Here is a 13,924-nt window from a genome sequence, read left to right as displayed (position 1 = left end):
GTGTCCTTCCAGGGGGAACGGGCGAGGCCAAGGGGGGACTACCGCCCAGAAGTTGGTGCGGTGCCGTCGACCACGACGGTATGCGCCACCCCTCGGACGCTTCTTCTCGATCCGCGCCCACCTGTGTTCCCACACTGCACCGGCGTGCGAGACACGACCCTAGCGGCGACGCGCCCGCCGGGGAGAAATGGCCGGGCAGGCGCGTGCGGGCGGGTGAGACTGGGGCCATGTTGGGACTCCCGGACCACATCCGCGGCTTCTTGTTCGATCTGGACGGCGTGCTGACGCGGACCGCCGAGGTGCACGCAGCGGCCTGGAAGGACATGTTCGACGGATTCCTGCGCGCGTACGCGACGCGCACGGGCACGGAGTTCGTGCCGTTCGACCCGGTCGCGGAGTACGACCGTTACGTCGACGGCCGCCCTCGGTTGGACGGGACCCGCGCCTTCCTGGAGTCCCGTGGCATCCGGCTCCCGGAGGGCAGCCCCCAGGACCCGCCCGGCACCGAGACGATCCACGGTCTGAGCACCGCCAAGAACGAGATCGTGCTGCGCATGATCAAGGAGCGCGGCGTCGACGCCTACCCAGGATCGGTCACCTACCTGCACCGCCTGCGCCGGCTCGGGCTGCCGCGGGCGGTGGTCTCCTCCAGCGCCAACGCGCGGGACGTGCTGCACGCGGCCGGGATCGCCGACCTGTTCGAGGTCGTCGTGGACGGCGTCGTCACCGCCGAGCAGCACCTGGCCGGGAAGCCCGCGCCGGACACCTATCTGGCCGCCGCCCGGATGCTGGGCGTCCCGGCGGAGCACGCGGCGGTCTTCGAGGACGCGCTGGCCGGTGTCGCCTCCGGGCGCGCCGGGGGCTTCGGCACCGTGGTCGGGGTGGACCGGGTCGGCCAGGCGGACGAGCTGCGGGCGCACGGCGCCGACATCGTCGTGAAGGACCTGTCCGAACTGCTCGAACTCCCCGGACAGCAGGGAGAGTCTGGAGGAGACGCCCAGTGACGACCGAGGCCTTCTCCGTCGACCCGTGGGCCGTCGTCGAGCACACCCTCGACCTGAACGGCCAGGCCGCGGCGGAGTCCGTGTTCGCGTTGTCCAACGGCCATATCGGCCTACGCGGCAACCTGGACGAGGGCGAGCCGCACGGCATGCCCGGCACGTATCTGAACGGCGTGTACGAGCTGCACCCGCTGCCGTACGCGGAGAGCGGCTACGGGTACCCCGAGTCCGGGCAGAGCGTCATCAACGTCACCAACGGCAAGATCATCCGGATGCTGGTGGACGACGAGCCGTTCGACGTCCGATACGGGAAACTCCGCAGCCACCAGCGTCGGTTGGACTTCCGTGACGGGCTGCTGCGGCGCGAGGCGGAGTGGACCTCGCCCGCCGGACGGACCGTCAAGGTCTCCTCCACCCGGCTGGTCTCGCTCACCCAGCGGGCGATCGCCGCGATCGAGTACACGGTGGAGGCCGTCGACGGTCCGGCCCGGATCGTGCTGCAGTCCACGCTGGTCTCCAACGAGCAGCTGCCCACCGAGGAGCCCGACCCCCGCGCGGCCGCGGTGCTGGAGGCGCCGCTGGTCGCGGAGGCCAACATCGCGGTGGGCACCGAGGCGGCGCTGGTGCACCGCACCGCCCGCAGCGGGCTGCGGGTGGCAGCCGGGATGGACCACGTCATCGAGGCCCCCGAGCCCTTCGACGTCAGCGCCGAGAGCAGCGAGAACAACGCGCGCATCAGCGTCACCACCGTGCTGCAGCCGGGCGAGCGGCTGCGGCTGGTGAAGTTCGTCGCCTACGGCTGGTCCGCGGCGCGGTCGCTGCCCGCCGTCCGCGACCAGGTCCTCGCGGCCCTCACGGCCGCCCGGTTCACCGGCTGGGACGGCCTGGTGCGCGAACAGCGGGAGTACCTGGACGAGTTCTGGGAGCACAGCGACATCCGGCTCGAAGGCGACGTGGAGCTGCAACAGGCCGTCCGCTTCGCGCTGTTCCACATCCTGCAGGCCAGCGCGCGCAGCGAGGACCGCGCCATCCCCGCCAAGGGCCTCACCGGCACCGGATACGACGGCCACAGCTTCTGGGACACCGAGGCGTTCGTGCTGCCGGTGCTCACCTACGCCCTTCCCGGCGCCGTCAACCAGGCCCTGCGCTGGCGGCACAGCACGCTCCCGCTGGCCCGCGAGCGCGCCGCCCAACTGGGCCTTGACGGAGCGGTGTTCCCCTGGCGCACGATCCACGGGGAGGAGTGCTCCAGCTACTGGCCCGCCGGCACCGCCGCGTTCCACATCGGCGCGGGCATCGCCGCCGCCGTGGTCCGCTACGTCCGCGCCACCGGCGACCACGAGTTCGAACGCACCATCGGCCTCGAGCTGTTGGTCGACACCGCGCGGATGTGGCGCTCGCTGGGCCACCACGACCTCGCTGGGCGGTTCCGCATCGAGGGCGTCACCGGGCCTGACGAGTACAGCGCGATCGCGGACAACAACGTCTACACCAACCTCACCGCGCAGTCCAACCTGCGGCACGCGGCCGCGACGGCGACCACGTACATGCACGAGGCCGCGGCTCTGGGCGTCGATCCGGAGGAGGCGGCGGCCTGGCGTGACGCCGCCGCCGCGATGTACATCCCCTACGACGAGACGCTCGGCGTCCACCCGCAGGCCGACGGCTTCACCGAGCACCAGTTCTGGGACTTCGACAGCACTCCGCCGGAGAACTACCCCCTGCTGCTGCACTATCCGTACTTCGACCTCTACCGCAAGCAGGTCGTCAAGCAGGCCGACCTGGTGCTGGCCATGCAGGTGCGCGGCGACGCGTTCACCGACGAGCAGAAGGCCCGCAACTTCGCCTACTACGAGCGGATCACCGTCCGCGACTCGTCGCTGTCCGCGTGCACCCAGGCGGTCATCGCCGCCGAGGTCGGCCAGCTCGACCTCGCCTACGACTACACCGCCGAAGCCGCGCTCATGGACCTGGACAACCTGGGCCGCAACAGCCACGAGGGCCTGCACATGGCCTCGCTCGCCGGCGCGTGCATCGCCTTGGTCGCCGGGTTCGGCGGCCTGCGCGACCACAACGGCACTCTCACCTTCCGCCCGCGCCTGCCCGGCGGACTGCGGCGGCTCACCTTTTCCATGACGGTCCGTCAAAGTCTGCTGACGGTGGAGATCACCCACGAGACCACCACCTACGCGGTCCGCAAGGGCGGCCCGGTACCGGTCGTGCACGACGGCGAGCGCGTCCAGGTGGAACCCGGCCACCCCGTCACCCGAAAGACCCGCCGCCACGAGCCGGTCGAACGCCACGCCCAGCCCCCCGGACGCGAACCCGCCCGCCGCCACGCCCAGCCGGGCTCCCACACTCAGGCGACCGACCAGCTCCCGGCCGAGTGATCCGGGGCGCTCCCCCAGCGCGTCGATGACGTCAGGAAACGCCCGGCCCCGCCGCCCACGAAGGGCGACGGGGCAAACGCGGGTGGCTACGTCAGCCGCGGACGACGTTCTCCGCCTGCGGGCCCTTCGGGCCCTGGGTGACGTCGAAGGTCACCTTCTCGCCCTCCTGCAGCTCCTTGAAGCCGGTGCCGGTGATGGCGCGGAAGTGCACGAACACGTCCGGGCCGCCGCCGTCCTGCTCGATGAAGCCGAAGCCCTTCTCCGCGTTGAACCACTTCACAGTGCCGGATGCCATGGTTTTCTCCCGTTCGGGACGAGGGGCCCGTCTGGTCGGTACCCCTGGGATGGTCGCGTCCTCGAACTGCGGATGAAGCGGTAACGCGGACAGCGAGTCTCAGTGATCACGCTAACCGGCGATCCTCCGCTTCGCCTGGCAAGCAGCGCACCATCAGCGAGCCCCGCGCACTGTCGGTAACCCCCGCTCGACGGTCACCCTCGAAAACGGCACTTGCCAATCCTCTTAGATGGCGCGTCAGCAGACCCGATCCGGGTGATGATGAAGACCGTCAGAATTTCGGCCGCGCCCGGCAGACCAGGGGGTTAGCGTGTCCACCGCCAAGGAGTTCGAGGTCAGCACCGCGCGGGTCACCGACGAACTGGTGACCCGGCTCAGGTCCGCCCTCGAACGGCACGCCATCACCCTCCCGTCCTTGCGGGCGGATCACCCGGTCGCGGGTCTCCCGCTGATCGAACTCGGCCGCTGCAACCAGCAGACCGTCGAGAAGCTGATCGCCGCGCTCACAGGACAGGCGGGGCCGGACTGCGGGCTGGGCGCGGAGGCGGACCAGCTCGGCCAGGCCTCCGCCTAGCAGCCCGCCGCCCGAGCTGCGGGGATCGCCCGAGCGGTGGTGATCACCGTCCGACTCCCCCACGCTGGACGCATGGGCAGTCCCTTCGTCTTCCGGGCCGGGCACAGCGACGCCCGGATGGTCGTCCACCGCGTGAACGTCGACGCGGCAGGCGTTCCCTACCGGCGCGTCGAGCTGCTCGGCATGGAGGTCGGCCGCGCCTACTCGCTCGACGACGTCAAGGCGATCATGGTGCGCTGCGGTATGGACCCTGCCGCCTTCGACCAGCACGACGTGGTCGAGTGGCTCGGCGACGGTCCCGGCGTCTGGCAGCACTGACGCGGATCCCCCGCGGGCCGCGCCCGGCCTGACCAGGCCGTCCGTCAGGCGATGCGGCCCGCAAGCAGGTCGTGCGCCGAGGAGTGGTCGGTCCCCGTCGACTTCGCGCGCAGGTAGCGCAGGTTGTGCGGGGTGGCGTGAACGCCGGTCGGGACCCGGTCGCGGACGGAGACGCCGAGGTCGCGGAGCTGCTCCGCCTTGTCCGGGTTGTTGGAGAGCAGGTCGATGCCGTCCACGCCCAGCGCGGTCAGCATCTGGGCAGCCGCCGTGTAGTCGCGGCCGTCCTCGGGGAGGCCGAGCTCCACGTTGGCCGCGTAGGTGTCGCGGCCCTGGTCCTGAAGCGCGTAGGCGTCGAGCTTGTTGTAGAGGCCGATGCCGCGGCCCTCCTGGCGGAGGTAGAGCAGGTAGCCGCCGCGCGACGCGATGCGCTCGACCGCCTCGCGGAGCTGCGGGCCGCAGTCGCAGCGGGCGGAGCCGAAGACGTCGCCGGTCAGGCACTCGGAGTGGAGCCGGACCAGCGGGGTGTCCGTGGCGTCCGGGTTGCCGAGGACCACGGCGAGGTGCTCCTGGCCGTCGGCCAGGCCGTGGAAGGTGACCAGCTCGGAGTCGACGCTGTAACCGTCGCCGAACCGCAGCGGTACGCGGACGCGGGTACGGACCGACGCCTCAGGGCTCGCACTCGTGCTGGTGGCGCTCATGATGGGCTCCGCTCGTTCCGGGCTTCGTTCCAATTTGAACCAAGCGACTCGACGACAGTACACCGTGCTTCAAATTTGAACAACGGAGAATCGCCCGACGATGCCCGGATCCCGGAGCTGTTTTTCCCTCGCCGGATCTCCAACCTCGACCGGCCGAGACGCTATTCCCGCGCGCCCCCGGCGCGTTCCCGGCCCGGTTCCGCCGCGCCCCCGGCGCGCTCAGGCGCCCCTGCGCCAGCGCAGGACCTCCAGCGCGGCGGCCACGTCGACGACGTTGTGCGCGAGCGGGCGCGGCAGCAGCTGGTCCGCGCGGGCGAGGCGGCGCAGCAGCGTGTTGCGGTGGACGTAGAGCCGGGCGGCGGCGTGCGACGCGTTGCACTGGGCGGCGACGAACGCGCGGACCGCCTCGGTGATCTCGGGCTCGGCGGTCTCCAGATCGCCGAGGACCCGCCGGACGAACTGCCCGGCGCTCTTGGGATCGGCGGTGAGCAGCGCGACCAGTTCGACCTCGTCGTGGCTCGCGACCTGGTGGGGCGAGGAGAGCCGGTCGAGCATGCGCTGCACGGTCAGCGCGTCGAGGTGGCTGCGGCGGAACCCGTCGACGCCTTCGCCGGACGACCCGACCGCGATCCGCACGCCGGGCAGGTCGGCCGCACGGGCGCGCAACTGCTCCCGGTCGGGACGTCCGTGCACCCAGACCCAGCGCGTCGCCGCGCCCGCCAGCACCGTCAGCGGGCGCGGCTCGCCGGGGCCGGCGGAGCCCCCGCTCACCACGGCGACCAGTTCCGCCGCCCGGTCGAGATCGCCGAGGTCCGCGTCCGGCGCCTCGCTCCAGACGACCGCGGCCGTGTGCTGCCCCGCGAGCCGGTAGCCGAGCCGTTGCTCGGCGCGGGCGACCGGGATCGGCGCACCGTCGAGGAGCAGGCTGACGGTCTCCAGCCGCTCCGCGTGGCTGCCGGACGTCAGCTCCTTGCGCTCGCGCGCGATCTGCGCGGCGATCCCGGCGATGGTGTCGTCGACGAAGGCCGCGATCGACCGCGAGGAGACGTCGAGCAGCTCGCGCAGCTCGTCGTGGTCGGTGGTGAGGGCGAAGCAGATCTCCGTCCACCGCCGCAGCGCGACCGCCTGACCGGCCCGGTAGGCGTCCAGCCCGGTCTCGTTCAGCCCACGCCGGACCAGCTCCCGGGCGATGCCCACCTGGGCCGCGCCGACGTTTGCCGTGACCCGCTCACCCGGAGCCTGTACGTTGGCGGCGGCCCAGAAGAGCAGGTTCGACCGGTTGGACCGACGGGCGGCGGCCCGCAGCACCGGGTCCTCGGTGAACTCGCGGTTGTGCGGCGCGGACAGCGTCGCCTGGTCGAGCTCCTCCAGCCACTCGGCCGGTGGACGCACGGCGAGCTCCGCCCCCCGGCGGATCAGCTCCCGCACCTTCGGCGACGGCGGCTCCCACAGCGCTGCTGCTCCCATGCGCCCAGGCTACGGCAGCGGGCTGGTGCACTCTGCTGCACGGTTCGCGAATCCAGGTGCACTCTGCCCATGGCCATCGAAGCGCGCACGTACGACGATGATCGGCAACCGCTGGTCCCACCCCCGGTCCCACCCCGGCCCCACCGCCCGACGGGAGCTCTGCCCATGGCCGCCACTCGCGCCAGGAACACCGCCAACCACACCGCGGACGCCGACGACGCGCCGTCCCACGTCGACGTCGTCATCATCGGCGCGGGCATCTCCGGCATCGGGGCCGGCTACTACCTCCAGCGCGAGCACCCCGGGCGCAGCTACACGATCCTGGAGGCGCGCGAGGCCTCCGGCGGCACCTGGGACCTGTTCCGCTACCCCGGCATCCGGTCCGACTCCGACCTGCACACCTTCGGCTACGAGTTCAAGCCGTGGCGCGACAAGGACTCGATCGCCGACGCCCACAAGATCCTGGCCTACCTGCGCGAGACCGCCGCCGAGAACGGCATCGACCGGAAGATCCGCTACCGTACCAAGGTCGTCGGCGCGGAGTGGAGCACCGCCGACGCCCGCTGGACCGTCACCGCCGAGCGCACCGACACCGGCGAACGCACCACGGTCACCTGCAACTGGATCTTCGCCGCCGCCGGCTACTACAACTACGACGAGGGCTACACCCCGCAGTTCGAGGGACGCGAGCGGTTCGGCGGGACCATCGTCCACCCCCAGCAGTGGCCGGAGGACCTCGACGTCAGCGGCAAGCGGATCGTGGTGATCGGCAGCGGCGCGACGGCCGTCACCCTGGTCCCGGCGCTGGCCAAGCAGAACGCCGCCCACGTCACCATGCTCCAGCGCACGCCGACCTACATCATGCCGGTGCCCGCGCAGGACAAGCTGGCCAACGGCCTGCGCGCACTGCTGGGCGACGAGCGCGGCTACGCGCTGACGCGGCGCAGGTACATCCTCCAGCAGCAACTGGTCTGGAAGTTCTGCCAGAAGTACCCGCAGGCGGCGCGGGGCCTGATCCGGCGGATCAACGCGCGGCTGCTCCCGGAGGGGTATCCCATCGACGAGCACTTCAACCCGCCGTACGGGCCCTGGGACCAGCGGCTCTGCGCCGTCCCCGACGGCGACCTGTTCCACGCGATCCGTCGCGGGGACGCCTCGGTGGTGACCGACCGGATCGCGACGTTCACCGAGACCGGCCTGCGGCTGGAGTCCGGCAAGGAGCTGGACGCCGACATCGTGGTCACCGCGACCGGGCTCAACGTGCAGGCCATGGGCGGCATCGGACTGACCGTCGACGAGAACCCCGTGAACATCGCGGACACCCTGGCGTACAAGGGGATGATGCTCTCCGGCGTGCCGAACTTCGCGTACGCGATCGGGTACACCAACTCCTCGTGGACGCTCAAGGTCGGTCTGCTCTGCGAGCACTTCTGCCGACTGCTCGCGCACATGGACAGCCTGGGCTTCGACACCGCCGTGCCCGTCCCGGCCGACGCGGACCTGCCGACCCGGCCGCTGCTCGACTTCGGCGCGGGCTACATCCAGCGGGCCATCGGGCAGCTCCCCCGGCAGGGCGAGCGCGCGCCGTGGCTGACCTCCATGAGCTACACGGACGACGTGAAGCTGCTGCGCCACCTCCCGGTGACCGACCCGGAGCTGCGCTTCAGCTTGAGCCCGGGGAAGTCGTCTCCCGACTCCAGCACGTCGGCCACCCAGGAGGTCACCGCCTGATGGACCGCTACGACTTCACCCTCGGCACCGCCGTCGTGACCGGCGCCGCGGGCGGCATCGGCGAGCAGCTCGCGCACGCCCTCGCGCGGCGGGGCAGCGCGCTGGCGCTGGTGGACCGCGACGCGGAGCGCCTGGAACTGGTCGCCAAGGCGGTGCGCGCGGTGTCGGGTCGGCCGGTGGCGACCTACGTCGTCGACCTGTCCGACGACGACGCGACGCACGCGCTGGGCGCACGGCTCGCGGACGAGCACCCCGACGCCACCCTGCTGATCAACAACGCCGGGGTGGCCCTCGGCGGGACCTTCGAGCAGGTCAGCGAGGAGGAGTTCGACTGGCTGATGGCCGTCAACTACCGGGCCGTGGTGACGCTCACCCGCGCACTGCTGCCGGTGCTGCGGGCCAACGCCGGGTCGCACCTGGTCAACCTGTCCAGCCTGTTCGGGCTGATCGCGCCGCCGGGTCAGGTCGCGTACGCCACCAGCAAGTTCGCGGTGCGCGGGTTCACCGAGGCGCTCCGGGCCGAGCTCGCGGGCAGCGTCGGCGTCACGGTCGTGCACCCCGGCGGGATCCGCACCGGGATCGCCTCGTCGGCCCGGTCCGCCGCGAGCATCCCCGCCTCCGAGGCGGCCGCCGGGCGGGCAGGATTCAACAAGCTGCTCACCTACCCGCCCGAGAAGGCCGCCGAGGAGATCGTCAGCGCCGTCGAGCGGCGTCGGCCCCGGCTGCTGATCGCGCTCAGCGCGCGCGTCCCCGACGTGCTGGCCCGTCTCTTCCCCGCTCGCTACTCGTCGGTACTGGCACTTGTCCTGAAGGCCGGCGGTCGGTCAAGGTGAACCTCGACCCACACCCCGGAGGTAGTTCCATGCCCGAACCCCAGCCTGTCGCCACCGCCACTGCTGCCGCCGACGCCGGCGTCCAGCCCGACTGGCAGCCGGACATCCTCGGCGACGGGTACGTCCAGCACACCCTCGACCTGGGCGTCGACCCGGACGGCGAGGGCTCCGTCGCCGCGGTGCTGGTCCGTCGCGAGACGCGGCCGGACGAGGCCGTGCACGGCGCGGTGCTGTACGTGCACGGGTTCTCGGACTACTTCTTCCAGACCGAGCTGGCCGACTTCGCCGCCGCGCGCGGACTCGCCTTCTACGCGCTCGACCTGCGCAGGTGCGGCCGTGCGCGCCGCCCAGGACAGACCGGGCACTATGTCTCCGACCTGGCCTTCTACGACGAGGAGCTGGAGCGGTCACTGGCGATCGTCAGCGCCGCCCACCCCGGCCTGCCCATAGTCCTGGCCGCGCACTCCACCGGCGGCCTGGTGCTGCCGCTGTGGCTGGACCGCCGCCGCGCCGCCGGACGCGTCGCGCCGGTGGCGGGGCTGGTGCTGAACAGCCCGTGGTTCGACCTCCAGGGCTCGTCGGCCCAGCGCGGTCCGCTGACGCAGCTGATGCGCGTCCTGGCCAAGGTCACGCCCAAGACCCCGTTGAAGCTGCCGCCGAGCACCACCTACGGCGACTCGCTCCACGTCTCCGCGCACGGCGAGTGGGAGTTCGACCTCGACCTCAAGCCGCTGACCGGCTTCCCGGTCACCGTGGGCTGGCTCAACGCCATCCGGCGGGGTCACGCCCAGTTGCACCACGGGCTCGACATCGGCGTGCCCTCGCTGGTGCTGCGCTCGGACCGCACGCACTTCGCGCGCGCCTGGTCCGAGCGGGCCGACCGCGCCGACACGGTGCTCGACGTGGCCCAGATCGCCCGCTGGGCGGGCTGCCTGGGCAACGAGACGACCGTCGTCCCGATCCCGGGCGCGCGCCACGACGTGCTGCTCTCGGAGTCGGACGCGCGCGAGCTCGCCTACGCCACCATCGGGGACTGGCTGGACCAGCGCCATCCGGCTCCGTCGGCCGAGGGCAAGATTGCTGACGCTCCGTCAGAATCACCAGCGTCGGAGGACGAAGCGACAGCCGTAGCCGCCTCCTGACGGCACGTCACGTTGTGGTCGCCGCGCCGCGATGCGGGCGGCGGGCGGCAGTGCCAGGCCGCCGAGCGACCCCTCGTGGGCGGCGACTGGCGACGCGGCGGCTAACGCTGCAGCAGGGCCGCCGCCGCGGCGAGGGTGCCGAGTGAGAAGAGGGTCGTCACGATGACCACGCGGCTGGCGAGCGCCTCGCCGACCCCGTACTCCTGGGCGAAGATGAAGGTGTTCTGCGCGGTCGGCAGGCCCGCGCAGACGACGACCGCCAGCAACTCCGCGCCGGTGAGGTGCAGCGCGACGCCGAACACGAGGGCCACCAGCGGCTGTGCCACCAGCTTGAGCACCGTGATCACGGCGGTCTCCGCAGGCGGGACCTTCAGTCCGGACTCGCTGTGGAGCGACGCGCCGAGCGCGATCAGGGCCACGGGCACGGCCGCCCCCGCGAGCAGCTCGAGCGAACTGGACACCGCGTGCGGCACCGGCAGATGCGCGGCCGACCAGACCACACCGAGCGCCGAGCCGAGGATCACCGGATTCCGGAACGGCAGGCTCGCGATCCGGCGCAGCCGGACCCGACCGGCGCTGTCGCCGTGACGGTCCAGGGCGATCAGGATGACCGGCGTGACGACGAGCGTCTGCAGCAGGACCACCTCGGCCAGGAAGGACACCGAGTGCAGCACCTGCTGGGCGATCGGGATACCGAGGTTCGCCGAGTTCACGTACCCGGCCGCCATGCCCCAGACCGGCCGCTCCCCCGCCTTCCGCCCGTAGAGCCGACTGACACCGAGCCAGCCGACGCCGATCACGACGGCGGTGCTCGCTCCGAACGCGAGCAGCGCGCGGTAGTCGTAGCCGGCCATCGGCGTCGCCGACAAGGTCATGAACAGCGCGGCGGGCATCGCCATGTGGAACACGAAGCGCCCCAACGCCGACCCCGCGGTCTCGCTGAGCAACCCCCGCCGTCGGGCCGCGTAGCCGACCGCTGTGAGGATCCAGATCGGTATGAATGCGCCGAGCAGACTCACGCCCTCACCTCGGGTCGGAAGCCGGTCTCGTCATCGTGTGCATGTCTTGCGAGGGTGACCACCCGCGTGAGGATAGCCGCCGTGCTGACACCGCGTCGCTGCGCGGGTCGGCGAGGCTAAGCGCGGGTCAGGCCAGGTCTCCCAGGTAGACGGGCGAGTGTCCCCTGCCCAGCTCCGCCAGCGGTCCAGCCAGGCCGACCGGCACGAGGGTCACGGCGTCGAGTGCGGTGAGCGGCTGCCAGACGAGGTCCGTCTGCGTGGGGTCGGGCTGTAGGGGCGCGGACTGCTCCGCGCCGGGTCCGAGGGCCGCGCGGAAGATGAGCTGGAGTTGCTGCCTGACGGTCGTGTGGTGCGGGTCTCCGGGGTGCCTCTCGGGGAGGAACTCCCGGACCCAGAGCAGGTCTCCGATCACGACGCGGAGCCCGGTCTCTTCGAGCATCTCGCGGCGTGCGGCCTCTGCCGCGGTCTCGCCGGGTTCGAGCCGTCCGCCGGGGAGCACGTGGAAGTCCCGGTCGGCGTTCTGGTGGCGCACCAGGAGAAGGCGGTCGAGCTGGTCCGTCAGCACGGCGCGGGCGCTGACGCGCGGTGCGGACCGGTCCGGCAGCGGGTTCACGTCTGCTCCCCTCAGGCGTGCTGCTGTGACGAGTCCAGGGAACCACACGCCGTCAGGCGGCGTCCGCCGGACGGCTGACCGCCACCTTGCGGAGGAAGTCCGCGTTGTTCGGGGACTGCTTCAGCCGGTCGATCAGGAGCTCCGTCGCGGCCTGGGTGTCGAGGGCGTTGAGGACGCGGCGGAGGGTCCAGGTCGCGGTGGTGCGGGCGGGACCGAGGAGGAGTTCCTCGCGGCGGGTGCCGGAGGCCTGGGGGTCGACGGCGGGGAAGACCCGGCGGTCGGCGAGGCGGCGGTCGAGCCGGAGTTCCATGTTGCCCGTGCTCTTGAGCTCCTCGAAGATCAGGTCGTCCATCCGGGAGCCGGTGTCGACCAGGGCCGTGGCGATGATGGTCAGCGAGCCGCCGTCCTCGATGTTGCGGCTCGCGCCGAAGAACCGCTTCGGCAGGTGGAGCGCGCCGGCGTCCAGGCCGCCGGTGAGGATCCGGCCCGAGGTCGGGGCCGCCGTGTTGTAGGCCCGGGCGAGGCGGGTGATCGAGTCCAGCATCACGACCACGTCGTGCCCGAGCTCGACCAGGCGCTTGGCACGCTCGATGGCGAGTTCCGCGAGGGCGATGTGCTCGCGTGCGGGCCGGTCGAAGGTCGAGGCGAGCACCTCGCCCTGCACCGAACGCTGCATGTCGGTGACCTCCTCCGGACGCTCGTCGACCAGGACGACCATCAGGTGCGCCTCGGGGTGGTTCTTGGCGACGGCGGCGGCGATCGACTGCAGGATCATCGTCTTGCCGGTCTTCGGCGGGGCGACGATCAGGCCGCGCTGCCCCTTGCCGATCGGGGCGACCAGATCGATGACGCGGGTGGCGAGGACGCCGGGGTCGGTCTCCAGGTGCAGCTGCTCCTGCGGGTAGAGCGGGGTCAGCTTGGTGAACTCGGGCCGGTTGCGCATCAGTTCGGGCGCCCGGCCGTTGACGAGGTCGACGCGTCCCAGCGCCGTACGGCGGTCGGAGCGGTCTGTGCGCTCAGACCGGTCGGAAGGGTTGGAGCGGCCGGAGCGGCCGGTCTTCCTGCCGTTGCCGGAGTTGCCCGGCTCGGAGCGCGCGGTTCCGGTGATCAGATCACCGGTGCGCAGGCCAAGGTTGCGGACCTGACCCATCGACACGTACAGGTCGTCGGGGCCGGGCAGGTAGCCGGAGGTGCGAAGGAAGGCGTGGCCGTCCCGGATCTCCAGCACGCCGGAGATCGACGTCCCGTCAGGGTCAGTGTCGGGGACGGGGACGGGGACGGGGGCGGGACCAGGGACGGCGACCGGGGCTGCCTGCGCGACGACGCGCTTGGCGGCGATCGCCTCGACCAGCTCGGCCTTGCGCAGCCGGGTGGCGCCCGGAATGCCCAGGGTGGTGGCGAGTTGGTGGAGTTCGGCGCGGAGGAGTCCCTCCAGCGCCTCGTCGGACGGTGTGGACGACGGTGCGGCTGTGGATGTGGTTGTGGTGCTCATAGTGGGTGCGATTGCGGTGGTCATACAAAACCCCGTTCTGGAGGTGACGTGCGAAAAGGCGTGGAGAACTGCGTCGCGGGCATCGACACGCGACGGACAGAGGCCGTCGAGAACAGGCGGGACAAGCACGCGGCATCGGGCCGACGTACGACTGTCACGTGATCTCTGACGGGACCTTCAGCGGCAGGAGATTTGTCTGCCGTGCGCTCAACCGGGAGAGACTCGCGGGAGCGTTCAGGGCGAACCCTGCGCCTTCATGGTAGCAGTACCGGGGCCCGGAGTGGCGGGAAATCCGCCATGCAGCACAAAGTCCCAGGTCAGCGACCTGCCGGGCATGCCACGGGCGGGGCA

Annotated in this window: 13 protein-coding genes; 7 read left to right on the top strand and 6 right to left on the bottom strand. The window is 71.6% G+C overall.

Annotated elements, in window-relative coordinates; genetic code table 11:
- The first annotated feature begins 227 nt into the window (after positions 1–227).
- Positions 228–1,004: an HAD family hydrolase gene (locus I2501_RS01355; protein ID WP_196191876.1), complete on the top strand. Its 777-nt coding sequence runs from the start codon at positions 228–230 to the stop codon at positions 1,002–1,004.
- Entirely contained in the window at positions 1,001–3,391 is a 2,391-nt protein-coding gene (locus I2501_RS01350) for a glycoside hydrolase family 65 protein (RefSeq protein ID WP_196191875.1), read from the top strand. Before I2501_RS01355 ends, I2501_RS01350 begins: the two co-directional genes overlap by 4 nt.
- 91 nt (positions 3,392–3,482) lie before the next feature.
- On the opposite strand, the gene I2501_RS01345 is transcribed toward I2501_RS01350, so the two are convergent.
- Positions 3,483–3,686 (bottom strand): cold-shock protein, encoded by a 204-nt coding sequence (locus tag I2501_RS01345; protein WP_196191874.1) that lies wholly within the window; start codon positions 3,684–3,686, stop codon positions 3,483–3,485.
- A gap of 310 nt (positions 3,687–3,996) precedes the next feature.
- Here I2501_RS01345 and I2501_RS01340 point away from each other — a divergent pair, with 310 nt between their 5' ends.
- Complete coding sequence (locus tag I2501_RS01340; protein ID WP_328806145.1) at positions 3,997–4,260, top strand: hypothetical protein; 264 nt, start codon at positions 3,997–3,999, stop codon at positions 4,258–4,260.
- 72 nt (positions 4,261–4,332) lie between these two features.
- Positions 4,333–4,578 carry a hypothetical protein gene (locus I2501_RS01335; protein ID WP_196191873.1) on the top strand — a complete coding sequence of 82 codons (246 nt, stop codon included), beginning with the start codon at positions 4,333–4,335 and terminating at the stop codon, positions 4,576–4,578.
- 44 nt (positions 4,579–4,622) lie between these two features.
- Here the strand turns inward: I2501_RS01335 and I2501_RS01330 are convergent, their stop codons facing one another.
- Both I2501_RS01330 and I2501_RS01325 read right to left on the bottom strand, forming a co-directional pair.
- Positions 4,623–5,276 carry a GTP cyclohydrolase II gene (locus I2501_RS01330; RefSeq protein ID WP_196191872.1) on the bottom strand — a complete coding sequence of 218 codons (654 nt, stop codon included), beginning with the start codon at positions 5,274–5,276 and terminating at the stop codon, positions 4,623–4,625.
- Positions 5,277–5,495: 219 nt separating this feature from the next.
- On the bottom strand, positions 5,496–6,743 hold the full coding sequence (locus I2501_RS01325; RefSeq protein WP_196191871.1) for a PucR family transcriptional regulator: 1,248 nt from the start codon (positions 6,741–6,743) through the stop codon (positions 5,496–5,498).
- A gap of 165 nt (positions 6,744–6,908) precedes the next feature.
- On the opposite strand from I2501_RS01325, the gene I2501_RS01320 reads away from it, so the two are divergent.
- From I2501_RS01320 to I2501_RS01310, 3 genes are read left to right on the top strand one after another with little or no spacing between them, the layout of a single operon-like run.
- Positions 6,909–8,474: a flavin-containing monooxygenase gene (locus I2501_RS01320; RefSeq protein WP_196191870.1), complete on the top strand. Its 1,566-nt coding sequence runs from the start codon at positions 6,909–6,911 to the stop codon at positions 8,472–8,474.
- A complete protein-coding gene (locus I2501_RS01315; RefSeq protein ID WP_196191869.1) occupies positions 8,474–9,307 on the top strand; it encodes an SDR family NAD(P)-dependent oxidoreductase in 834 nt (277 codons plus the stop codon). Before I2501_RS01320 ends, I2501_RS01315 begins: the two co-directional genes overlap by 1 nt.
- A gap of 29 nt (positions 9,308–9,336) precedes the next feature.
- On the top strand, positions 9,337–10,449 hold the full coding sequence (locus tag I2501_RS01310; RefSeq protein ID WP_196191868.1) for an alpha/beta hydrolase: 1,113 nt from the start codon (positions 9,337–9,339) through the stop codon (positions 10,447–10,449).
- A gap of 101 nt (positions 10,450–10,550) precedes the next feature.
- On the opposite strand, the gene I2501_RS01305 is transcribed toward I2501_RS01310, so the two are convergent.
- The 3 genes from I2501_RS01305 to rho all read right to left on the bottom strand — a co-directional run bounded on the left by I2501_RS01305 (position 10,551) and on the right by rho (position 13,573).
- Positions 10,551–11,468 (bottom strand): AEC family transporter, encoded by a 918-nt coding sequence (locus I2501_RS01305; RefSeq protein ID WP_196191867.1) that lies wholly within the window; start codon positions 11,466–11,468, stop codon positions 10,551–10,553.
- A gap of 127 nt (positions 11,469–11,595) precedes the next feature.
- Entirely contained in the window at positions 11,596–12,081 is a 486-nt protein-coding gene (locus I2501_RS01300) for an NUDIX domain-containing protein (protein WP_196191866.1), read from the bottom strand.
- A gap of 52 nt (positions 12,082–12,133) precedes the next feature.
- A complete protein-coding gene (rho, locus tag I2501_RS01295; RefSeq protein ID WP_196191865.1) occupies positions 12,134–13,573 on the bottom strand; it encodes a transcription termination factor Rho in 1,440 nt (479 codons plus the stop codon).
- Positions 13,574–13,924 lie beyond the last annotated feature (351 nt).

The organism is Streptacidiphilus fuscans (genome assembly GCF_015690355.1).
Taxonomy (GTDB): Bacteria; Actinomycetota; Actinomycetes; order Streptomycetales; family Streptomycetaceae; genus Streptacidiphilus; species Streptacidiphilus fuscans.
This window is presented reverse-complemented; position numbering and strand designations above follow the sequence as displayed.

Bases quoted from the DNA above. Each gene is read 5' to 3' on its own strand.
- I2501_RS01330 (WP_196191872.1), bottom strand. From the start codon at position 5,276: ATGAGCGCCACCAGCACGAGTGCGAGCCCTGAGGCGTCGGTCCGTACC.
- I2501_RS01320 (WP_196191870.1), top strand. From the start codon at position 6,909: ATGGCCGCCACTCGCGCCAGGAACACCGCCAACCACACCGCGGACGCC.
- I2501_RS01310 (WP_196191868.1), top strand. From the start codon at position 9,337: ATGCCCGAACCCCAGCCTGTCGCCACCGCCACTGCTGCCGCCGACGCC.
- I2501_RS01315 (WP_196191869.1), top strand. From the start codon at position 8,474: ATGGACCGCTACGACTTCACCCTCGGCACCGCCGTCGTGACCGGCGCC.
- I2501_RS01345 (WP_196191874.1), bottom strand. From the start codon at position 3,686: ATGGCATCCGGCACTGTGAAGTGGTTCAACGCGGAGAAGGGCTTCGGC.
- I2501_RS01325 (WP_196191871.1), bottom strand. From the start codon at position 6,743: ATGGGAGCAGCAGCGCTGTGGGAGCCGCCGTCGCCGAAGGTGCGGGAG.
- I2501_RS01355 (WP_196191876.1), top strand. From the start codon at position 228: ATGTTGGGACTCCCGGACCACATCCGCGGCTTCTTGTTCGATCTGGAC.
- rho (WP_196191865.1), bottom strand. From the start codon at position 13,573: ATGAGCACCACAACCACATCCACAGCCGCACCGTCGTCCACACCGTCC.
- I2501_RS01335 (WP_196191873.1), top strand. From the start codon at position 4,333: ATGGGCAGTCCCTTCGTCTTCCGGGCCGGGCACAGCGACGCCCGGATG.